General features: G+C 44.9%; 16 protein-coding genes. 12 read left to right on the top strand and 4 right to left on the bottom strand.

The genetic code is table 11. The annotated features are described in order from the left end of the window. Positions 1-44: 44 nt before the first annotated feature. Positions 45-2,534 carry a molybdopterin oxidoreductase family protein gene (locus L2W36_RS04190; RefSeq protein ID WP_236109409.1) on the bottom strand — a complete coding sequence of 830 codons (2,490 nt, stop codon included), beginning with the start codon at positions 2,532-2,534 and terminating at the stop codon, positions 45-47. Positions 2,535-2,961: 427 nt separating this feature from the next. On the opposite strand from L2W36_RS04190, the gene cobA reads away from it, so the two are divergent. From cobA to L2W36_RS04215, 5 genes are all read left to right on the top strand, one after another. Then, the gene (gene cobA, locus L2W36_RS04195) at positions 2,962-3,768 is read left to right on the top strand and encodes a uroporphyrinogen-III C-methyltransferase (RefSeq protein WP_236109410.1); all 807 of its coding nucleotides are present in this window, start codon (positions 2,962-2,964) and stop codon (positions 3,766-3,768) included. A gap of 17 nt (positions 3,769-3,785) precedes the next feature. Beyond that, complete coding sequence (gene nirB / locus L2W36_RS04200; protein WP_236109411.1) at positions 3,786-6,341, top strand: nitrite reductase large subunit NirB; 2,556 nt, start codon at positions 3,786-3,788, stop codon at positions 6,339-6,341. 51 nt (positions 6,342-6,392) lie between these two features. Continuing rightward, the gene (nirD, locus tag L2W36_RS04205; protein WP_006072963.1) at positions 6,393-6,731 is read left to right on the top strand and encodes a nitrite reductase small subunit NirD; all 339 of its coding nucleotides are present in this window, start codon (positions 6,393-6,395) and stop codon (positions 6,729-6,731) included. Positions 6,732-6,786: 55 nt separating this feature from the next. Beyond that, positions 6,787-8,256 (top strand): NarK family nitrate/nitrite MFS transporter, encoded by a 1,470-nt coding sequence (locus L2W36_RS04210; RefSeq protein ID WP_124939997.1) that lies wholly within the window; start codon positions 6,787-6,789, stop codon positions 8,254-8,256. A 96-nt stretch (positions 8,257-8,352) separates the two neighbouring features. Then, on the top strand, positions 8,353-10,101 hold the full coding sequence (locus tag L2W36_RS04215; RefSeq protein WP_031494726.1) for a bifunctional protein-serine/threonine kinase/phosphatase: 1,749 nt from the start codon (positions 8,353-8,355) through the stop codon (positions 10,099-10,101). 4 nt (positions 10,102-10,105) lie between these two features. Here the strand turns inward: L2W36_RS04215 and L2W36_RS04220 are convergent, their stop codons facing one another. After that, positions 10,106-10,363: a hypothetical protein gene (locus L2W36_RS04220; protein ID WP_006072966.1), complete on the bottom strand. Its 258-nt coding sequence runs from the start codon at positions 10,361-10,363 to the stop codon at positions 10,106-10,108. Between the two features lie 253 nt (positions 10,364-10,616). On the opposite strand from L2W36_RS04220, the gene L2W36_RS04225 reads away from it, so the two are divergent. The 4 genes from L2W36_RS04225 to udp all read left to right on the top strand — a co-directional run bounded on the left by L2W36_RS04225 (position 10,617) and on the right by udp (position 15,966). Next, entirely contained in the window at positions 10,617-11,033 is a 417-nt protein-coding gene (locus tag L2W36_RS04225; protein WP_006072967.1) for a CBS domain-containing protein, read from the top strand. Between the two features lie 71 nt (positions 11,034-11,104). Then, the gene (locus tag L2W36_RS04230) at positions 11,105-12,571 is read left to right on the top strand and encodes an MATE family efflux transporter (protein WP_236109412.1); all 1,467 of its coding nucleotides are present in this window, start codon (positions 11,105-11,107) and stop codon (positions 12,569-12,571) included. Positions 12,572-12,641: 70 nt separating this feature from the next. Next, positions 12,642-14,954 carry a zinc/cadmium/mercury/lead-transporting ATPase gene (locus L2W36_RS04235; RefSeq protein WP_006072969.1) on the top strand — a complete coding sequence of 771 codons (2,313 nt, stop codon included), beginning with the start codon at positions 12,642-12,644 and terminating at the stop codon, positions 14,952-14,954. A 253-nt stretch (positions 14,955-15,207) separates the two neighbouring features. Next, positions 15,208-15,966, top strand: coding sequence for a uridine phosphorylase (gene udp, locus L2W36_RS04240; RefSeq protein ID WP_006072970.1), 759 nt, complete (start codon positions 15,208-15,210; stop codon positions 15,964-15,966). Positions 15,967-16,032: 66 nt separating this feature from the next. On the opposite strand, the gene L2W36_RS04245 is transcribed toward udp, so the two are convergent. Both L2W36_RS04245 and L2W36_RS04250 read right to left on the bottom strand, forming a co-directional pair. Continuing rightward, positions 16,033-17,289, bottom strand: coding sequence for an MFS transporter (locus tag L2W36_RS04245; protein WP_236109413.1), 1,257 nt, complete (start codon positions 17,287-17,289; stop codon positions 16,033-16,035). 643 nt (positions 17,290-17,932) lie between these two features. After that, the gene (locus tag L2W36_RS04250) at positions 17,933-19,459 is read right to left on the bottom strand and encodes a diaminopimelate decarboxylase family protein (protein ID WP_236109414.1); all 1,527 of its coding nucleotides are present in this window, start codon (positions 19,457-19,459) and stop codon (positions 17,933-17,935) included. 683 nt (positions 19,460-20,142) lie between these two features. Here L2W36_RS04250 and L2W36_RS04255 point away from each other — a divergent pair. The 3 genes from L2W36_RS04255 to L2W36_RS04265 all read left to right on the top strand — a co-directional run bounded on the left by L2W36_RS04255 (position 20,143) and on the right by L2W36_RS04265 (position 23,636). Further along, positions 20,143-21,078 (top strand): bifunctional enoyl-CoA hydratase/phosphate acetyltransferase, encoded by a 936-nt coding sequence (locus L2W36_RS04255; RefSeq protein ID WP_236109415.1) that lies wholly within the window; start codon positions 20,143-20,145, stop codon positions 21,076-21,078. 36 nt (positions 21,079-21,114) lie between these two features. Beyond that, on the top strand, positions 21,115-22,179 hold the full coding sequence (buk, locus tag L2W36_RS04260; protein ID WP_006072974.1) for a butyrate kinase: 1,065 nt from the start codon (positions 21,115-21,117) through the stop codon (positions 22,177-22,179). Positions 22,180-22,259: 80 nt separating this feature from the next. Next, on the top strand, positions 22,260-23,636 hold the full coding sequence (locus tag L2W36_RS04265; protein ID WP_006072975.1) for an aldehyde dehydrogenase: 1,377 nt from the start codon (positions 22,260-22,262) through the stop codon (positions 23,634-23,636). Positions 23,637-23,649 lie beyond the last annotated feature (13 nt).

The raw sequence follows: 23,649 nt of genomic DNA on the forward strand, positions 1-23,649 counted from the left end.
GTAGACAGGTCAATGCTCTATTCGATTCGGCTATATCGAGGAGATTAGGCTCTACTCATAAACTGGCTTTCCAGATGGTCGTTGGCTGATTGCTCAAACAAAGATGTCAACCAGTCTAGGTCATGTTCTTGTATCGTGGTTTTTACTATAAAGGCTCGTTGCATAACATTGGCGCTAATGACTGCTTTGCGATGTTCCAAATCCGTAATACCTCCATCAAATGACAGTGTTTTGTTGTTCTTTACAGCAATGATGTTTGTGAGCTGTACGATGAGCGACATGGCATCACATTTCGAGGCTATACGATACAAGTAGCCGGATTCAACCTTCTGTTTCACCCAGTAATCCATGTCAATGAGGCTTAACGGAGTGCGGCTGATGAGCAACGCTTCACACTGTTTTGGCCAAAGCTCTATTGATACTGGGGTATGTTTGAATTCGGGTTGGCCAGAAAAAGGGTCAGTATTGGGCGAGATAAGTTGACACGCTTTGGCATTACTGGCGGTTGCCAAGTTCCAGTGAATGGGTACGAAGGCGTGCTCAGCAGTCACGCCGGAATCTACCGCCACCCGCATGTGAATATTGGCGTGTGGGTTGGAGAGCTCTGCGATGTCTCCGGATTTAAGTCCCCACATGAGCGCCGTATCAGGGTGCAGGTTTACAAACGGTTCTGGAGTATGAGAGGCCAGATTAGGTGACAATCCAGTGCGGCTCATGGTGTGCCAATGATCTCGCGTCCGGCCAGTGTTAAGCAAGATAGGCAGCGCATTGCTTGCTGTTTGTTGCGGGGCTTCATAACCCGTGGCGACAAAGTGTGCTTTTTGGTCAGCAGTATAAAACTGATGTTGGTTAAACAGCCGCTGGTTGACGATATCGGTTTGTAACGTTAACACTGGCCATTGTTGCGGAACCAGCGTGTTATAGCCTTTGTCATCCAACTGAGCTAACCCACTTAATGTCAGATCACGCTGTTGACCGCCCTCATTACCTAAGGTCGTCATGCGAGCATACTCGTTGAAGATTTGCCCCTCATGTAAATAATTAAAAGCGTTGGTGAAACCCATTTTCATTGCCACTTTGCTTACTATCCACCAATCAGGTTTAGCCATGCCAGGGCTGGGAAGCAATCGACGTTGTCTTGAAATACGGCGCTCAGAATTGGTGACTGTGCCCGATTTCTCGCTCCAACCTTGTGCGGGTAAAAGCACGTCAGCTAGTTGGGCTGTTTCGGTTTCCTTAATGCAATCTGAGACCACCACAAACGGGCATTTTTGTAGCGCTGATTTTATTTTTTCTGAGTTAGGTAGACTCACCATGGGGTTAGTTGCCATGATCCAAATCGCTTTGATTTTTCCTGCTTCGACTGCGTCAAATAGGTCGATCGCTTTAAGACCAGGCTTAGTGGCAAGAGTGGAGGTTTGCCAAAACTCACTAATTAATGAGTGATGCTGTGGATTATCAAACTCCATATGACTTGCTAATGTGTTTGCCAGTGCACCTACCTCTCTTCCTCCCATTGCATTAGGTTGCCCTGTGACAGAGAAGGGCCCCATTCCTGGCTGTCCAACTCTGCCTGTAGCGAGATGGCAATTTAGAATGCTGTTGACTTTGTTCGAGCCACTGCTGGATTGATTAATGCCTTGCGAATAGATGGTGACGGTTTTTGGGGTGTTAGCAAATATAGTGTAAAACTCTTCAAGTTGCGATTGAGTTAGCCCTGTGATGGAACCAACGTCGACCGTCTGCTTCGCAACGGCCAACGCGTCATCAAACCCTTGCGTATGGTGTTCTATGTAGTTTGCGTTGAGCTGTCCCGTCAGTGAGAGATGATTCAATAGTCCGTTGAACAGAGCAACATCACTGCCAGATTGAATGGCGAGGTGTAGATCGGCAAGCTCACAAGTTGCGGTTTGACGAGGGTCAATTACCACCACTTTCATATTTGGATTATTCTGCTTAGCAGTCTTTAAGCGTTGAAAAAGGACCGGATGACACCACGCCAAGTTAGAACCAGTAATGACAACCAAGTCAGCCAGTTCGACATCTTCATAGACCACGGGGACAGTATCGCTGCCGAAAGCACGTTTATGGCCTACGACGCTCGAGGCCATACATAACCTGGAATTACTATCGATATTGCCGCTGCCAATAAAGCCCTTCATGAGTTTGTTGGCGACATAGTAATCCTCAGTGAGCAACTGACCTGATACATAGAATGCGACAGAGTCAGGACCATGTTGTTGAATGGCCTTCTGGAATTGCTCAGCGACAAGAGACGTCGCCTCATCCCAAGTCATAGACTTTTCCTCTAAAGCATCAATGCTGCGAGTGCGATGGATCGGTGATAAAAGGCGACCGTCGGTAATGACCGTATCCCCAAGTGCGATACCTTTGGTACACAGTTTGCCATAATTGGAGGGATGCTGTTTGTCGCCTCTTATTTCCAGAAGACCGTTTGCTTTTGGTCTCGCTTCAACACCGCAACCGACTCCGCAATAGGCACATGTTGTCTTAATCCAGCCTTCTTTAGTCATAACCTTTATCCTTGCTGATAATTTCCGTTAATTGTTGTTGAAAGCAAAACGCGCGCCATTGGGGCGTTGTTGGGTTAAATATGTATTTATCCCTAATATAGTCAATTAATACAAATGGTTAGTCTATATACCACTAAAGTGGTATATAGGCTTTTTTGACAAAATATCAGTTATTTATTGTTTATTTGCACTGTTTTGGGATTTATCGCACTAAAAATGCTCAAAATCTTCTCTAATTGGATTTTTGTGGGTGTTGTTTTTGTGTTTCTAAATCAAAGGCTGAAATTATATTTCATTGTTTTTAAAGAGTTTATTCAAAAAATAACGAGACTATTATCATCGCTGGCATCCTTATTGCCTCTAAGTTGGCAAGCGAATAAAAAAATTTCGCCTGTCTATAAGGAGAAATGCCATGCAAGGAAATAGTATGAGAAGTAATCATATCTCATTGGTGGGTGCTGGACCGGGCGATCCTGATTTGCTCACGGTTAAGGCTCTTCGAGCAATCCAATCTGCTGATGTCATTATCTTTGACAATCTCGTTAGCCAAGAGATCAAGGCACTTTTTCCATCCAACAGCGTGCAGGTTTATGTTGGCAAAGCTAAGGGTTGCCATAGCTATACCCAGCAGCAAATTAACCAAACCTTAATCGACTATGCCCATCGAGGTGGACGAGTTTGCCGAGTTAAAGGGGGCGATGCCTTTATATTCGGTCGTGGCGGAGAAGAAATGCTACTACTCAAAAAACAAGGCTTTGATGTTGATGTTATTCCTGGCATTACGGCTGCTTCGGGGTGCACCACATACTCTGATATCCCGCTTACTCATCGCGGTTTAGCTCAAGGGTGTACTTTTATCACCGCCCATGCCGAAAAGGAATTGGACATACATTGGAAAGCACTGGCTGACCTGAATCAAACTCTCGTTATCTACATGGGATTAAGCAAAGCGGAGATGATTGCGAGCTCTCTTATAGACGCAGGTTTATCGGCGTCTACCCCTGTAGCGTTAATTGAAAACGGCTGTTGCCCAGCACAAAGAACGGTGCTGGGCAGTTTGGATGAGCTTGTCGAGTTAAGAGATAGTCATCAAATTCAGTCGCCTGCTCTCATTGTAATTGGCCAAGTGGTTAAAGTGGCCGAGCAAATGCAGTGGCTGTCGCAGCTCAACGAACGAGTATTGATGGAATCACCAAAACAAAATCAACAACACAAATTACAGCTGACAGCGTAATTATGAAAGGAAGCATTATGAAAACACAAAGGATTGTGGTGGTCGGCAATGGGATGGTAGGCCACAAGTTCATTGATAGCGTGATTGCTGCAAACGATGAGTCTGCGCAAATTATCACGTTTTCAGAAGAGTCGCGACTTGCTTATGACCGCGTGCAGCTTACCAGCTATTTTGATGACGACAAAGGTGCTGAGTATCTTGCGCTAACCGATGAAACTTACTATCAGAATCATGGGGTTAACTATGTCTTAAACGACAAAGTTGTCTCGATTGATACAGACCAAAAGCAGGTGACAACCGAAAGTGGGCGTCAGGAGAGTTACGATAAGTTGGTACTTGCCACGGGTTCATTTCCTTTTGTACCGCCCATTTCTGGTAATGACCAAGAACACTGTTATGTTTATCGCACCATTGAAGACCTAGATGCCATCGAGTCGGGCAGTAAAGTCAGTAAAACAGGCGTCGTTGTCGGAGGTGGATTACTCGGCTTGGAGGCCGCTAACGCGATTAAAAACCTTGGTTTAGATACACATGTGGTGGAGTTTGCCCCGCGTCTTATGGCGGTGCAGCTTGATGAAGGTGGCGGCGCATTACTGCGCAGGAAAATTGAAAATTTAGGTGTATCGGTGCACACCGATAAAGCGACTACTGAAATTATTGCAGGTGAGCAGGCTCGCTATCGAATGAATTTTGCTGATGGTACTTACCTTGAGACCGACCTTATTGTCTTCTCGGCTGGCATTCGTCCTCAAGATGAGTTAGCGCGTCAAGCGGATATTGAGATAGGGCCGCGCGGCGGAATAGTGATTGATGACCAATGCCGTACCAGCGTCGAGGATATCTATGCAATTGGCGAATGTGCTTTGTGGCAAAATCAGATCTTCGGGCTTGTTGCTCCGGGTTATCAAATGGCAAAAGTCGCAGCTAGCCAAATTGTCGATTCATTGGAGCCACTGGCATTTACTGGTGCCGATATGAGCACCAAACTTAAATTGTTGGGCGTTGATGTTGCGAGTATCGGTGAGGTTCACGGAAAGACAGTTGGTGCGCAGTCATACACCTACAATGACGAAATTGAGCAAGTCTACAAGCGGCTAATTGTGTCTGAGGATGGCAGTAAAATTGTAGGTGCTGTTTTGGTAGGGGATGCTGACGCCTACGGCAGCTTATTGCAACTCAAACAAAACGAAATAGCTCTCCCAGACAGCCCTTCGGTATTAATTCTGCCTAACGTGGCTGACGATAGCTCAGCAGGACTCGGTGTAGAGGCTCTGCCTGACTCTGCGGTGATCTGCTCCTGTTTTGATGTGACAAAGGGTGATATCAAACAAGCGGTGGCGAGCGGTTGTAACACGATGGCTGCGCTAAAAGATACCACTAATGCATCGACAGGTTGTGGTGGCTGTTCAGCGTTAGCAAAACAAGTACTCGATAGTGAGTTGATGAACCTCGGCGTTGAAGTGAACAACGATATTTGTGAGCACTTTGCCTATTCCCGTCAAGAACTCAGCGACATTATTCGCGTTAACCAAATTAAGACGTTCGATGAATTACTATCTAGCCATGGCTCTGGGTTGGGCTGTGAGATTTGCAAGCCAACAGTGGGCTCAATTTTAGCGTCGTTTTGGAATGACTATATTCTGGAAGAGCAACACATGGAGCTCCAAGATACCAACGATATCTATTTGGGTAATATGCAAAAAGATGGAACATATTCGGTGGTTCCTCGTATCGCTGGTGGTGAAATCACACCAGATAAATTGATTGTACTTGGTCAGGTAGCTAAAGATTTCGACCTGTACACCAAGATTACCGGAGGTCAACGCGTTGACTTGTTTGGGGCACAACTCAATGAGTTGCCTTTGATTTGGAAACGATTGGTGGAAGCTGGATTTGAAACCGGACACGCTTATGGCAAATCGGTACGAACGGTGAAATCGTGTGTCGGGAGCACATGGTGCCGCTATGGTGTCGGTGACAGTGTAGGTTTAGCTATCGACATTGAAAATCGTTACAAAGGACTAAGATCGCCTCACAAACTGAAGTTCGCTGTCTCAGGCTGTACTCGTGAGTGTGCAGAAGCTCAGTCGAAAGACATTGGTGTGATTGCCTCCGATAAAGGTTGGAACTTGTATGTGTGTGGTAATGGTGGAATGCGTCCTCGTCACGCCGACTTGCTAGCCACTGATCTTGATGAACAAACACTGATTCGCTATATCGACCGTATATTAATGTTTTACGTCCGCACTGCAGACCGTTTACAACGAACTTCTGTGTGGCTTGAAAACCTAGAAGGTGGCATTGAATACCTCAAACAAGTAATTGTCGATGACAAATTGAAACTCGCCGATGAGCTGGAAAAAGACATGGCTACCAATGTCGGTAAGTATCAGTGTGAGTGGAAAACCACACTCGAAAATCCAGAGAAACTAAAACGATTCCAACACTTTATTAATACCGATGAGCTGGATGGTAACCTTCAGTTTGTCAATATTCGCCAACAAAGATTCCCAACTAATAATAAGAAACAAGCGCTTGTTTTGGAGCAACGTATTGATGTTGTTGAAGTTTAACGACGTTGCCTCGCTATAGGCGAATGAAATTTGATAGTTAAGGAGAAGAATATGAGTCAGTGGTTAACTGTTTGCTCAACTGATGACTTAGTACCCCATACCGGAGTGTGTGCTAAAGTCGAAGATAAACAGGTCGCTATTTTCTATTGTCAGCGTAGCGACCAACTGTACGCGCTTTGCAATTACGATCCTTTTGGCCATGCCTATGTGATGTCTCGCGGCATTATGGGCTCGCTAGATGGCCAACCTTGTGTGGCTTCACCGCTTTACAAGCAGCACTTTAACTTACAAACGGGTGTCTGCATTGAAGAGCCAGAGGTCCAACTGACTCGGTTTGATGTACGAGTCAGTGGTAATGATGTTCAACTCAAGTTGCCACTTGCAGCTTAACTCTTCGTGTACAAGGAAACTTGATCAACAAATTGATCAGTAAAAGGAATTTGTTATGGAAAGCACTAAATTTAATTTGTTTTCGTTTTCTGGGAAGATGAAAACACTGCACTTAAGCTGGATGGCCTTTTTTATTACCTTTGTGGTTTGGTTTAACTTTGCACCATTACTTCAAATGGTAAAAACGTCATTGGGCTTATCAACACAAGAGATCAAAACCTTACTTATCCTCAACGTGGCGCTGACGATACCAGCGAGGGTAATCATTGGTATGTTGACCGACAAATATGGTCCACGTCTGGTCTACTCCGCATTGTTGGCAATATGTTCTATTCCATGTTTTGTTTTTGCGTTGTCAGATTCATTTATTCAAGCGGCTATCGCTCGTTTCCTATTAGGTTTTATTGGTGCAGGGTTTGTTATTGGTATTCGTTTAGTATCTGAGTGGTTCCCACATGATGAACTGGGTACTGCGGAAGGTATTTATGGTGGTTGGGGCAACTTTGGCTCAGCGGCGGCGGCTTTCACTTTACCAACCTTGGCTCTGATGTTTGGTGGTGACGACGGATGGCGCTATGCCGTTGGTGTGACGGGCCTAATGAGCTTGGTGTTCTCAGTCATTTTTTATCGTAACGTTCAAGATACGCCAAAAGGATCGACTTACTTTAAACCTAAACATTTAGCTGCGATGGAAGTGACATCGAAAGGGGACTTTTTCTTCCTGTTGATCATGAAGATCCCTATGTATGCTGCACTTGCGCTACTCGCTTGGAAACTTGCGCCATCGAATATTGGTATGTTGAGTGACACAGTGGTTAACACCTTCTATGTGGGCTTAGTAGTCCTATACGGATACGAAGTTTCTCAAGTATGGAAGGTCAACAAATCTATCTTCTCTAAGCCAGTTCCGGAGATGCATCAATATAAGTTTAAGCAAGTAGCGGTTTTGAACGTGTTGTATTTTGCCACGTTCGGCTCGGAGTTGGCGGTGGTCTCGATGTTACCTCTGTTCTTCTCTGAAACGTTTGAACTGACGCCTGTTTTAGCAGGTATGGTGGCTTCAGCTTATGCCTTTATGAACTTAATGTCGCGTCCTGGTGGCGGTTGGATCTCAGATAAATTTGGTCGTAAATCGACATTGTTAATTCTAACAGCAGGTTTGGCTGTGGGTTATTTTATGATGGGCCAGGTCAACAGTGAGTGGCCGTTGTGGCTTGCAGTATGCGCAGCCATGGTTTGTTCATTCTTTGTTCAAGCAGGTGAGGGGGCGGTGTTTGCGACAGTGCCATTAATCAAGCGCCGCATGACAGGTCAAATCGCTGGAATGACAGGCGCTTACGGAAATGTCGGTGCTGTGGTTTACTTGACGGTTCTGTCGTTTGTTGACTATCAAACCTTCTTCTATGTTATCGCGGGTACAGCGGTTCTTGGTTTCGCAACTTTGATGTTTATGGAAGAACCCAGTGGTCAAATAGCAGAGGTAAACGAAGATGGTAGCGTAACGTTAATCAACGTATCTCATTAATGGTAATCGGGGAGTGAGCACTTAGCGTGCTCACTCGTTCAAAAGCTCTGCTTGCACAGAGCTTTTGTTCTCCGAAGGTTTAATTAGGGAATGATTATGGGATTACCGCTTAACCATCCACAAACGCTGACGACATCATACGGCGGCGTGTCTTCTGCTGGTACTCGAAGCGAAAACCAAGATGCGTTTGTAGTTCGAGAGCCAGGACTACAAAGTGAGTTGGAAACCAAGGGTATGCTTGCTTGCATTGCCGATGGTGTGAGTTGCAGTGAACACGGGCAGAAAGCCAGTCACACCAGTGTGATGCAGTTTGTCGCCGATTATTATGCAACGCCAGAAAGTTGGAGCGTTCGGCGTTCGGCCATTCAGGTATTGACGTCATTGAATACTTGGCTATATGAACAGAGTCTAAAGCAACCGCTGAAGCATAATGGACTGGTTACCACCTTTAGTGCCGTTGTCGTCAAATCCAATACGGCGTATCTATTTCATGTGGGTGATAGCCGAATCTATTTGCTTAGACAAGGCAAACTCCGTTTGTTAACCAGAGATCATCAGCGGACCAACATCGGTAAAGCGGCGTACCTAACTCGCGCTTTAGGCATGGATAGCAAATTGGAGGTCGATTTTCAGACCGTAGCCGTCGAAACTGGCGATCTTTTCTTGCTCTCAACCGACGGGGTACATGATTTCATCACTGAGAAACAGTTGGTCAACGTTATCCAAAATCACCTCCAAGGCTTTGAGACACGAAGCCAAGCATTGACGGATCTTGCCATAGAAAATGGTAGCCAAGACAATGTCACCAGCTTATTGGTTTCTATCGATCATGTTCCCAACCTAACATTGCATGAGTTTCAACAACAATCACTTAACCAAGTGGTGCCACCCCCGCTTAAAGTGAACAACAGAATTGATAGTTACACGGTGACAAAAGTACTTCATGCTGGAACTCGAAGCCATGTTTATGAGGTGAGGCAGGAACAGACGGATCAGAAGTATATTCTCAAAGCGCCTTCTTTACTGCATGTGGAAGATAAACAGGCTCTACTCGACATAAGTAATGAGTATTGGGTGGGAACGCATGTGAATAGCCATCGAATCATGCGTACTTATCCACGACCTGCTAATTCTCCCTTTCTCTACTTACTATGTGAGCCGATAGAAGGGATCACGTTGAGGCAGTGGATGCTTGATAATCCGACGCCGAGCTTAGACTCTGTGAGGAGTATTGTTTCTGAGATAGTAAAAGCGGTGCGAGTGTTGCAACGGTTAGATATGGTACATCGCGACTTAAAGCCGGAAAATGTGATGATATCAGAGTCGCTGCAAGTGACCTTGATTGATTTGGGGTCTGTTTCGGTAAAGGGCTTAGATGAAGCAAGACAAGAACAATGTGCTCAAATGCCTAAAGGCGCGGCGAATTATATTGCCCCTGAGTATTTGAATGGCAACGAAGCGACAACCGTATCCGATTTATTTTCTGTTGCGGTAATGACGTATGAAATGCTGTCTGGCACGCTTCCCTATAAAGCGGCGATTGCACGTAGTGTCGACAGTGCACGCCATCAACAGTGGAAGTATCAGAGTATTCAAATCACCAATCCTGAACTCCCGCTATGGTTGGATATGGCCTTAAAGAAGGCTTGTCATCACAATCCGCAACATCGTCATCAAGCGTTGGGAGAGTTCTTATTGGATTTGAGCCAGCCGAATAAAGCGTTAATGAAACAATATGAGACGAGCCCGCTCATTAAAAAGCACCCATTGCTCTTTTGGAAGGGAGCGACAGCATTGCTTGCATTATTGGCCGCCATCGAGTTGATGCTATTAATGATTCAATAGCTGTTTATTTGACGCGCATAAGCTGGTGTTTAGTGCGACCAAGTTCAAACACTAAGATTTGTGAGCGCTTCATGCTCTCGACTTTACTCAGCATCTCTTGATCGTAGCCTTTGCCTTTCATCCAAGACAACGGAGACGAGAACTGATCTTCATTGACCACATATGACTGGTCTTTGAGTATGGACTCGGAAACATGGACTACCCAAATGCGAGAGCGAAATTCGACCGCATTCGCAAGAGAATTGAGAAGTTTTTTTAGCATGAAAATGACTCAGTGCATTGAGTTAACAGACAATAAGGCGACCGATTGTTACAAAAATCTTAACAATAAGATAGGCAAAACAAGAAAATTCGTCTTACGCTTAATTTAAACGGGACAAACAATTCTTACTTAACATCATGGATTGATAGGTAATGTCTATTACAAGAATCGTAGAATCCCATTTAGCAATATTGAAAATTTGGACAACAATAAACTTATCAAGATTAAGTTATTGGGGCTGAAGGAGATCGCCATGGAATCGCTAAAAGTTAAAGACTACATGACTCAAAGAACGGTGACCTTTACACAAGACATGTCATTGAGTGCTGCGCTTGATAAAGTCATGCAATCTAACCACCTTGGTGGTCCAGTTATTAATGAACGTGAACAAGTTATTGGCTTTATTTCGGAACAAGACTTGCTCGACAAGTTGGTTAAAGTTAGCTATCACTGTCAAGACACGCATACTGTTGGAGATTGTATGCATCAAGAGGTGCTGTCAGTGACACCTGAAACGTCCATCATTGAACTCGCAGATATGATGAAGGTCGGTAAACCGAAAGTCTATCCTGTTATCGACAATGGAAGATTGGTAGGGACGATTACTCGCCGCGATGTACTTCGAGCCATCGGCAAAAATATTGAAGCGTGCTTCAAACATCCTGTGTAAACTAAACAATATTCCCCTATGGGCGCTTCGGCGCCCTTTATTGTTTGTTGCATGTAAATAAAAGGACTGATATGGCGGACCAATCGGCTAAATTCGTTGAAGGATCAACCATGAGGCATATCCTGGTGATGTCAGGAACCTCAACTGTCGGAATCATGGCGATATTCATTGTCGATTTACTCGATATGCTGTTCATCAGTATGTTGGGGCAAGCCGAACTGGCTGCTGCGGTTGGGTTCGCTGGTACGTTAACCTTTTTTGCAACCTCCGTTTCTATAGGAACTTCCATCGCTATGGGTGCATTAATGTCCAAAGCGATTGGAGCTAAGAACGTAGATTATGCAAGGCAGATAGGCTCTAGTGTTCTTGTCATAGCATTTATCATTAGCGCGATTGTAACGGCAATAATGTGTGCCTACATTCCAGAACTGCTGACGGCTATCGGTGCAGAAGGGAGAGCACACGAGAGGGCAGAAGCCTACCTTTGGATCTTATTACCGAGTACGCCTCTGATTGCTTTAGGTATGGCTAGTGGTGCAGGTTTGCGAGCTGCGGGTGATGCGAAACGGTCGATGTGGGCAACGCTTGCGGGTGGGATCGTTAACGCTATATTGGATCCTATTTTCATTTTCGGTTTTAACTGGAATGTGGAAGGGGCCGCCGCCGCTTCGGTGGTCGCCCGATTTGCTGTGTTCTATTTCTCGTTTGCACCGTTATTACGTGTTCACAAATTACTAGCCAAACCTACATATTCGAATGTCATTAATGATGCCAGAGTGATGTTGGCGATCGCTATTCCTGCCATTATTACTAATACCGCAACGCCTATTGGTAATGCTATTGTGACCACTGCTATTGCCCAGTATGGTGAGGATTTTGTTGCTGGGTTTGCGGTAATAGGTCGTCTGACGCCAGTTTGTTTTGCCTTTATCTTTGCGCTGTCGGGGGCTGTTGGGCCTATCGTGGGGCAAAACTATGGAGCGGTAAGAATTGATCGTGTGGAGGAAACGCTAAAGAACTCACTCATCGTGACGACCATCTACACATTAGTGGTTTGCGCTTTATTGTATCTTCTCCAACAGCCGATTATTAACATGTTCTCGTTAACCGGTGATGCAGCGCTGATCGTGGCGGCATTTGCGACTTATGTAGCGATTACCTTTGTGTTTAATGGTGTGCTGTTTGTTGCGAATACGTCGTTCAATAATTTGGGTAAGCCACTGTATTCTACCGCACTTAATCTGAGTAAGGCGACTTTAGGTACTTTGCCATTTGTGTACTTAGGCTCATTATGGTTTGGTGCGTTGGGCGTCTTGTATGGACAAGCGGTGGGTAATATCGTGTTTGGGGTGTTAGGTTACATTGTTCTTAAATTCCATATCTCTGAACTGCGTAAGACTGGCGAATGTCAAAGTACAGAAGAAGACCCAAGTTTGGTTTGTGTTAACTCTCAACCATTCAGTACAACAGATCCGGTTATGATTAATGATGTGTCGAAAGTTGAGGAGCAGTTAGAGTCGCCAACACTATCAGGGTAAAATTCTTCTTGACCTTGGAGCTAGCTCCAAGGTTTACACTTGGGATGTAGGATAAGCAAAGGAGAATCCCATGTGTACAAAACATAAAGCGTGCAGCTCACAATCTATCAACGCTATTCGTCCCGCGGGTGATGCGTGCAACGCGCCAAAAATCGCACAAGTAACGGCCATTTCTAGCGAGCAATCTGCGGATTGTTGCGACTCAGAGAGCAGTTGCTGTGCGTCAGAACCTGATGAACCTGCCGCCTCGGGTGGGAAAAGTGAATCTGATTCTGGACTATTAAAATCTTGGAAAGTTGTCGGGATGGACTGTCCTGCATGCGCCAGAAAAGTGGAATCAGCAACCAATAAGTTAGCTGGTGTGGTGAGTTCTAAAGTTCTGTTTGCCACTGAAAAGTTGGTGGTTCGAGTTAATGATGCTGCGTTATTTACTCAAGTTGAAGCAGCCGTTGTTGATGCTGGCTTTACTCTGAACGCTCTAGATGGCAGTACCAATGGAGCGCCGCAAGACCAACTAACAGGCTGGAAAAAAACCTTAAAAGACAACTTTCATATCCTTGCTATCTCTACCGGTATGGCGATCGCTGCTGCGTTTAAAGGCAGCTTGCCGCAGTTAAGCGAATGGCTATTCACGCTTACATGTATTCTTGGTCTTATCCCTATTGCCTCAAAGGCATTGAAACTTGCCAAATCTGGTACTCCTTTTGCCATTGAAACACTAATGAGTGTGGCGGCGATTGGTGCTCTGTATCTCGGTGAAACGGTAGAAGCTGCAATGGTTCTGTTACTGTTTCTTATCGGTGAGCGATTGGAAGCGTTTGCTGCTTCTAGAGCGCGCAGTGGTGTCCAAGCGTTAATGTCCTTGGTTCCAGAAGAAGCTACAGTGATTGTAGATGGTGTGCGTCAAACCAAGAGTGCATCGGCACTTGTGCCCGGTGACATTATCGAAGTTGCACCTGGTGATCGTATGCCAGCCGACGGTTCGTTATTGGATGCTAACGCCAGCTTTGATGAAAGTGCATTGACAGGCGAATCGCTCCCTGTCGAACGCCATATCGGTGAGACCGTTATGGCGGGTGCGGTCCTTGCAGACAAAGTTGTGCGACTCACGGTTACGTCCAAACAAGGTGAAAACGCCATTGACCGCATTCTCCACCTCATAGAAGAAGCGGAATCGAGAAAAGCACCAATCGAGCGATTCTTGGACAAATTCAGTCGTTGGTACACACCATTAATGATGTTGGTATCGCTACTAGTAATTATCACGCCGCCTCTTATGTTTGCACAGCCATGGGAAACCTGGGTGTATCGTGGTTTAGCGTTACTGCTAATCGCTTGTCCTTGTGCGCTTGTGATTTCAACACCAGCAGCGATTACGTCAGGTCTTGCCGCGGCAACAAGACGTGGTGCACTGATTAAAGGCGGAGCAGCGTTAGAGCAGTTAGGCAACGTTCAAGCTATTGCATTTGATAAAACGGGTACACTGACGTTAGGCAAACCTCATGTTACTGACGTAGTAGTGACAGCAGATTTGGATACTGAGCAAGTATTGGCGCTATCTGGCGCGATTGAACAAGGTTCAAATCACCCTTTAGCAACGTCATTGATTAAGCACGTAGAGCAGCGTGGCATTACTATTCCAGAAGCCCAAGAGAAAAAAGCGCTGGTTGGTGTTGGTATCGAAGGTATTGTTGATGGTAGTAAGTGGATATTAAGCGCACCATCTAAAGTGACTTTTGACATTGCTGATGAGGTGATGGATAAAGTAGTTGAGCTGGAAAATGGCGGTAAAACGGTGGTGGTACTGGCAACAGAAAACACGGTGAAAGGTATCATTGCATGGCAGGATGAAGTTAGAGCGGATACCGCAGAAGCGGTGGAAAAACTCGCTAAACTCGGTATCGATACCATCATGTTGACAGGTGATAATGAGCGAAGCGCACATGCGATAGCAACGCCTCTGGGTATGGATTATAAAGCAAGCTTGTTGCCCGCAGATAAAGTCACCTTTGTAAATGAGTTAGCTCAAGGTCGTCGTGTCGCTATGGTCGGCGATGGCATCAACGATGCACCTGCGATGAAAGCGGCCAATATTGGTATTGCTATGGGTGGGGGGACTGATGTTGCGCTGGAAACGGCTGATGCAGCTTTGACTCATAACCGCTTGAGTGAGCTTCCTGTGATGATCGAACTCTCAAGAGCAACACTCAGTAACATTAAGCAAAATGTTACGTTAGCATTGGGTTTAAAAGGCGTATTCTTAGTCACTAGTCTTTTAGGTATTACAGGGTTATGGGTTGCTGTCTTGGCAGATAGTGGCGCTACCGCCATCGTGACCCTCAACGCACTGAGATTACTGCGTCATAAATCTAAATTTGATTGAATGTAGTACTCAGCTTCGCTGTATTTATAAATAATTCCATCAATAAACCGCCCCTCTGTAGGGCGGTTTTTTTGTGAACAGCAAAGAGTTATTCGTGTAATTTATAGACCGATATGACAATAAAGTGTGATGCAAACCGTTTTTATTTGAAATGTTGATGCTGTTACATTAGTAAAGTGTGATCTGTGTACGTTTATGTTTGGCGTGATCTTATAAGCTTTACCACATATCCAAGAGACAAAAGGAGTCCCCCATGTCCCAAGCTGTTTTCCATCTCGGAGTAAATAAAGAAGATCTACAAGGCGCTACACTAGCGATTATTCCAGGTGACCCAGCTCGAGTTCAAAAGATCGCTGAGTTAATGGATGAGCCAGAGTTTTTGGCTAGTCAACGTGAATACACAGTATACCGTGCAAAACTAGACGGTAAGACGGTTGTTGTTTGTTCGACAGGTATTGGTGGTCCATCAACTTCTATTGCTGTTGAAGAACTGGCTCAATTGGGCGTTCGCACTTTCTTGCGTGTTGGTACGACCGGTGCGATTCAATCTGACGTAAACGTTGGCGACATGATTGTCACCACTGGTTCTGTTCGTCTAGATGGTGCAAGCTTGCATTTTGCTCCTATGGAATTCCCTGCGGTAGCCGATTTCGATGTAGCAACGGCAATGAAAGAAGCAGCAATTGAAGCGGGTTCTACGGTTCATACTGGTGTAACGGCATCAAGTGACACTTTCTACCCTGGCCAAGAGCGCTACGACACCTTCTCAGGCCGTGTTGTTCGTCGTTTCCAAGGTTCTATGGAAGAGTGGCAACAAATGGGCGTACTGAACTTCGAAATGGAGTCGGCAACGCTACTGACTATGTGCGCAAGTTCTGGTCTAAAAGCTGGCTGTGTTGCGGGTGTTATCATCAACCGTACTCAGAAAGAAACGCCTGACCATGATACGTTGAAGCAAGCGGAAACTCGCTCTATCAAAGTGGTTGTAGAGGCTGCGCGTAAGCTTCTTTAAGCATTGATTCAATTAGAAAAGCCTCCTGTTATGGAGGCTTTTTTTAGTCAAAAATCGCCAAATTTGCTAAGCATGTTTTGTCGAGGTTTGGTGTTTTGCTTCTTTGTTGTCACGAGTGACGGCCCAAATACATACAAAAGCAACTGTTGTTAGTACACCAATGGCGACGGGTAATGCGCTCCAACTAAACGATTCGACAGTAAAGCCGCTGATCGCGCTGCCAGTTGCAAAACCGATGGAAATGAAGAACATCATAAGCCCTTGCGTATAACCTGCGCCAACTCTTGTTAAGCGGGAAGCGACGGCTGGAGAGCACATGTCTGTCACAGTAATACCTTGTAAATAAATGATGACTAACGCAACTGGGAAAATAATGGTTGGTATGAGTTGGAACTCAGCAATAAAGTAAAGTGCTGCAACAACCACAATGGACGCTACCGTACACAGTCTAAATAGTGCTGCTGGACCAAATTTAGCTGAGAAGCGCTCGGCCATAACGACGACGATTAACCCAAGCACTGCTGAAATTGATAGGCTGGTGGCGGATATTGCTTCAGATACCGAGAACGCATTTTTCATTAAGTTTGGGAATTGAGCTTGAAACGCGCCTTGACCTGCGCATAATGCTGCGACAGCAAAAAGGAATAGACCGAATTTAGAAAACAGCACACTCAACAGATTCACTTTTTGTTGAGACTCAACTTTAGCGGCCTCTTCGCGAGCTTTTGCGGTATCAAGTACTCGCTGACCAGCCTGTTTATTAGTCATAAAGGTGATCAAGGCTAAAACAGCGACGGTGCCCATCATAGTGTAAAAGCTTGTTTCATAGCCAAACCCTCCATCGGTTAAAGCTGCTAACACGCCACCGCCAATCAAAGTACCTATAATAGCGGCTTGTGCCATTCGACCCAGTTTGAGAGCTTCCGTTTTATTGTCATAACCGGCGAAAGCGATAAAGACGGGGTTTAACATTAATAATGTTGCAGAACCTAGACCAAAGAAAATAGAGCCAATCGCCATCATCGTAAAGTCACTGCCTGAAGCGATGTAGCAGAAACCGGCAATCATATACGCCACCATGCCTAAAAACTGAGCTAATCGATGTGCTTTATATTTGTCTGCTAATAAGCCAATAATAGGAGCTGCAAGACCCGCTACACCGAAGAAGCCCATCGCTAAGCCTGCATTGGCAAAACTGCCGGTTCGCTCTGCGACAAACGCAGGCATTACGATAGGGATAAACACAAGCTGAACAAAGCCATAGGCAAGGTGAGCGGAGAACCAAAGCTCAATACCCAGTTTATTACATATTTTTTTTAGCATAATCAATCTGCGTTTCCCATTTAGCTTCCCTCGTTCAATCGAAAGAAGATAAAATTTCAACCCGCATCCTTCTAATTAATATTTCAGCCATCGTGGCTGCAATCACACTGATAAGTTTTCAAGAAGTGAATTATTAAAATTAATAAAAAATCTTTTGTTAAAAATATTATTAACAAAAAAACACCTAATAGGATGATAGTCATTTACTTGATAACTGTTACTTAAGTTAGCTAGAGATACTCCTTTTGGATATACCTTAAATAGGTACAAAGTAGTATTATATATTGCTCTATGTCTCAATATCATTTTCCTAAAATAGTATCGATAATTAATTGCAAATAGCTTTGTTTATTTGTTAACTATGATGTTTTTGAAATGTTAATTTATATAAATTACTTTCAATGCCAGGTATTGGCTCTATCTATGTGATATTAAGTTGGATTAAAGTAGGTTCTATTAAATGATCGGATGGAAACAGCTGGTATAATTAATGGAAAACCTAACCAATAGAGAAGTAATGTAGGTTTATGTAATTAGTAGACGGGAAGTTTAGATAATAAAAAGGCTTAGCAATAAGCTAAGCCTTTTAAATAGAACAGCTCATATGACAATTGAGAGGTTTCTATTCCTGATACGTTAAAGCTTACGCTTTAGCGGTTTTCTTTTTAGCGATTTCTGCTTTGGCCTTCTTAAAACGTTCTGGAAGGATTTGAGTAGCGAATACGTCCTCAACTGTTTCTGCACGCTTAATGAGTTCAGCTTGACCATCTTTAACAAGCACGGTTGCTGGACGTGGCAGTGAGTTAAATTGACTCGCTTGAGATTCAGCGTAGTGACCCACATCCATAATTGCTAGCACGTCTTTTGGCTCTAATGCAGGCATTGTTGCAGCGCTTTCCCAGATTGAAGGAATACAGATTGGACCCGCAATTTCTGTTGTTTCCTTAACAAGAGGTTGTGTCATCTTGTTTGCTGGTAGTACAGGGTTCTTCGACTCTTGAGACTCTACTAGCGTTGCTAGATAGGTTGATGCATCAACCATAGTGTAAGTGTAATCCATCTCTTGGTCGTCCTTTACGACGTATACAGATGTCAGTAGAGTACCAATGTTACCTGCAATGTAACGGCCAGGTTCTAGCCATAATTGTGGAACTTCGAAGCCTTCTTTAGTGAACTCTTCTAGCATACCTTCACAGACGATTTTTGCGTAATCTTCGATAGTGTTGGAGTTCATCATGTGCTCTTTGCTACGACACTCTGGCTCACGTTCACGAGGCCAACCACCACCTAGGTCCACTTGGAAAGGTTGTACACCACATTCACGAGAGATCTCGATTACGTTACGTGCATACTCACGGTATAGCGCATCCCAACCTTCAGGCTGCTTAGAGAAGCGACCTAGGTGAGTATGGAAGCCGTAGAATTCGAAGATATCGATTTCTTTAACGCGGTTGATGATTTTTTTCGCTTCTTCTTTAAGTAGACCGAATTTAATCCACTTCATCGCACCGATAAAGTTAGGGAACGGGTAGGCGTCTGGTTCGAAGTCGTTGAAGAAATCTTCAGGGATGACTTTTAGGCGTACCGCGATACGTACTTTCTCAGCAGGCTTCACTTCACGAGCGATACGCTCAACAATCTCGATCTCTTCGTAAGAATCTAGGTGGATAGCGTAGCCGTATTCAATGGCTTTGCGGATGGCAAGCTCAGGCTTCACTGTACCGTTTAGTGCGATAGTTTTTGGATCAGCGCCCGCAATGTGAGTCGCTTCAACTTCACCGGGACCGAAACAGTCGCCACCAACACCTTCCTCATTACAGATAGCGCGAACCGCAAAGTTTGTGTTCGATTTGATAGCAAACATAACGTTTACAGGTTTTGGCCAGTAGTTCCCGAAGGCGTTTTTCACACGGCGTAAGTTACCACGCAGTGTGTCTTCGCTTAGAACGAATAGCGGGCTGCCGTATTGCTCAATAAGGTCAGTCGCTTTACAACCACCAATCAATAGATCGTCGCCCTGTGTGGTTAACTCGTCAGTTGGAGTCAATAGGTTGTTTAGACGCTCAGCGTAGTTTTGGTTAGCTTTGTGCTCTGCAAGTAGTTGTTTTTGTTCTTCAAGAACAACGCTAAGGTTGTTTACACTTTCTTCTAAGCGGTTTTGAATTGTCATCTTCGACCCTTACTATTTAGTCAATGATTATCATGAAGTTACATTCGATTTATTTACTGAGTTTTGGACTCTACAAAGGCTCGAATGCGGTATTGATTTGTTGCTGTTGAGTATATTCTTGGACGTTGTCCCCAAGCACATCACTCAGCGTCAAAAAAACTTACGCTAGCGAAAAATAACAACTTGCATCAGGAAGCAAAATCATTCCTCTGGTGAATGAATGTGGCTTTCTGACTTTGGTGTTGAAGTGGTTATTAGAGCGTGACAATCCATAAATTCCACTAATAAAGGCAAGAACCAGTAATTGTTACCTATTCGCTCTAAAGTAAATTACTCGGTTACTTTGTAGTGTTACCTAAGGCTAGGACAGTAAAAAGTCTATTTTTCTACGCGAAAATATAAGTTGTTTTTGTGATGAAGATCGCCAGTTATAGCCCTGGTTGATACTTCATTGTTTTAATTATTCATCGTCAAATCATTGTTACCGTAAAACGGTCAAAAAAACTGACTCTGAGTGAAGTTTATTTCGACGATACCTGAGATAGATTAATTCCATCCTTTGAAAGGGTTAAAAATAGTCTCAATTTATTGCTCCACAATAATTGATTACTCCCTTTGATGAATATTTATCGAAGATAAAAAGAAGGTTGTTTCCTTCTTCTTAATTAAAAGGTATCGCCCCTATGTACAATAAAGATTTCTTTATTCAGCAAGCTAAAAAGTTCGGCAAGAAGCAACGTATGGTTGTTGCGGCAGCGCACGATGATGCAACGCTTGATGCAGCAAACAATGCATTCCAAGAAGGCATGGCAGACGTCATTCTTGTTGGTGAGCGCGCGTTAATTAACGAAGCAGCGGCGAAAGCAAATGTTGACCTAGCCAACTTTGAGATCATCGAAGCCGACGGTCTTGAAGAAATTGCAACCGCATCAGTTTCAGCTATTGCAGAAGGTAAAGGCGACCTACTAATGAAGGGTCTTATTGACACTTCTGTTCTACTTAAAGAAGTCCTAAAGAAAGAACACGGCCTTCGTACTGGTAATGTACTTAGCCATGCTGGCGTTCTATTCAAAGAAGGTGGCGACAGCTTCCACGTATTTACTGACGCAGCGATGAACATCATGCCTACGCTTGAGCAAAAAGCGGGCATCATCAAAAACGCTGTGAGCCTAGCGCACTCTGTAGGTATCGAAGAGCCTAAAGTCGCTAATCTATGTGCGAAAGAGAAGCCATACGACAAGATGCCAGCGACGATGGACGCGGCAGAGCTTCAAAAAATGAACCAAAACGGTGAAATCGAAGGTTGTATCGTTTCTGGTCCTATCTCTCTAGATATCGCGGTATCTCAGTACGCTGCAAACCTAAAAGGTTATGAGTCTCCAGTAGCGGGCAACGCCGATATCCTAATGGTTCCAAACATCGAAGTAGGCAACGTGTTTGCGAAAGCACTTCAGTACATGGCTGGATTTAGCATGGCGGGTGTTCTACTTGGTGCTCGTATTCCTGTTGTTCTTGTGTCTCGCGCTGACGGCGAAGCAGAGAAGACAGTCTCTATCGCGCTTGCTTGTTCTGTTGCTGCAATGAGCCAACAGAAAACAGCCGCAGAAGCGTCTGCTTAATCATAAATAGCAATAACTAAATTAGGTTTATAAGTGATGAAAATTCTAGCTATCAACCCTGGCTCTACCTCTACAAAAATCGGTGTTTTCGAAGGCACTACTGAGCTGTTCGAGAAAACACTACGTCACAGTGCTGAAGAGTTGGCACCGTTTGGCGCGGTTGTTGCTCACCAGAAAGCATTCCGTAAAGAAGCGATCCTAGCGGCACTAGAAGAAGCTGGTGTTAAAGCGTCTGAACTAGGTGCTATTGCATGTCGTGGCGGTGTTCTTAAGCCAATCGCTGGTGGTACTTACAAAGTTGACGATGCAGTCATCGCTGATCTCCTTGAAGCACAAATTCAACACCCAGCAAGCCTCGCAGGCATCATCGGTAAAGAGATTGCAGACGAGAACGGTATTGAAGCGTTCTTCACTGACGCACCAGTGACTTATGAGTTATCTGAGCTAGCGGCTTTCTCTGGTCACAAAGCCATTAAACGCAAAGGTCGTTTCCATGCGCTTAACCAGAAAGCGATCGCTCGTCAGTTTGCTGAACAGCAAGGTAAGAAATACGAAGACGTGAACGTTATCGTGTGTCACATGGGTGGCGGTATCACAGTTGGTGCTCACATGGGCGGTCGTACTGTTGACGTAAACGACGCGGTTTCTGAAGGCCCTTTCACTCCTGAGCGCTCTGGTGATCTGCCAACTCGTGAGCTAATTGACATCTGCTTCAGCGGTGAGTACACGCATGCTGAGATGAAAGCATTCATCCAAGGTAAAGGCGGCGCCTTTAGCTACACAGGTAGCATTGATATGCGTGAAATCGAAGAGAAAGCGGAAGCAGGCGACGCTGAGTTCAAACTAGTCACTGATGCAATGGCTTACCAAGTGTCTAAGCAAATCGCGGCAATGGGCGCGGTATTCGGTGGTGAGAAAGTTGATGGAATCCTGCTAACAGGTGGTATCGCTTACAGCAAATACATCACAGCTGAAATCACTAAGCGCGTTGAGTTCATTGCTCCGGTAACTAAGTTCCCAGGTGAAGTTGAACTAGAAGCACTTGTACTAGGCACACTGCGTGTGGCTAACGGCGAAGAAGCGGCGAAAACATACGCTTAATGAATTAAAGATTAGGGCAGGTCATCAACCTGCTCTGTAGAAGTGGCTCGCCACTGAATACTTTACAGAAGGTAATTAAAATGTCATTCGATATCAATAACGCACAAGGTGTATTCGAAACTGTTGAAGCAGCAATCGAAGCAACTCACAAAGCTCAAGTTGAATTCTACGCTAACTCTACCAAAGAAGGCCGTGAAGCTATCCTTACTGCTATCCGTGGTGCGGTTCTAGCTAAAGCTGAAGACTTCGCGAAAATGGTTCGTGAAGAAACTAAACTAGGTCGTGTTGAAGACAAGATCGCTAAGCACCAGCTAACTGCTGCTAAGACTCCGGGCACTGAAGTTCTAGAAACTAAAGTATGGTCTGGTGACAACGGTATCTCTCTAGAAGAGCGTGCACCATACGGTGTTATCGGTGCTGTTACTCCTGTAACTAACCCAACTGAAACTATCGTTAACAACGCTATCTCTATGCTAGCGTCTGGTAACGCGGTAACGTTCAACGTTCACCCATCTTCAAAAGTTGTTTCTGCGGTAATGATTGACATGATCAACAAGACTATCGTTGCAGCAGGCGGCCCAGCTAACCTAGTTACTATGGTTAAAGAGCCTACGCTAGAAACTCTTAACGAAATCGCTAAGTCTCCACTAGTAAACATGCTAGTAGGTACTGGTGGCCCAGGTCTAGTTAAAGCAATCCTACAATCTGGTAAGAAAGGTGTAGGCGCTGGCGCGGGTAACCCACCTGTAATCGTAGACGCTTCTGCTAACTTAGACCTAGCTGCGGCAGGCGTTTACGGCGGTGCATCTTTCGATAACAACCTACTATGTATCGGTGAGAAAGAAGTCTTCGTTGAAGATTCAGTAGCTGACGAGTTCCTAGCTAAGTTAGAAGCAACGGGTGCTTACGTTCTTTCTGCAGAAGAAGCTGAGAAGCTAACTGCACAAATCCTAACTATGGATGAAATCGATGGTGCTAAGCCATGTACTGCGCAAGAAATTGCTCGCGTATGGCATCCAGTTAAGCAACACGTTGGTCAAGACGCTGGTGAGATCCTTAAGTCTATCGGTGTTGAGTCTGAGACTCGTCTAGCGGTTATGGTTGTTGAGAACGACCACCCACTAGTACACGTTGAGCAAATGATGCCAGTACTTCCAGTTGTTCGTTGTGCGAACATCGACGAAGCTATCGAACGCGCTGTTGCTGCGGAACGTGGTAACAAACACTCTGCATGTATCTACTCTGGCAATATCGAGAACGTAACTAAGTTCGGTCGTGCTATTAACACAACTATCTTCGCACACAACGGTCCAACACTATCTGGTGTAGGTTACAACGCTGAAGGTACTTCAACGTTCACAATCGCTGGTCCAACTGGTGAAGGTATTACAAACGCGTACTCGTTCACTCGTGCACGTCGTTTCGCAATCGCTCAAGGCGGTCTGCGCATCGTTTAATCGGTTTACCCCA

Origin of the sequence: Vibrio sp. McD22-P3 (assembly GCF_021568915.1) — a bacterium.
Taxonomy (GTDB): domain Bacteria; phylum Pseudomonadota; class Gammaproteobacteria; order Enterobacterales; family Vibrionaceae; genus Vibrio; species Vibrio mediterranei.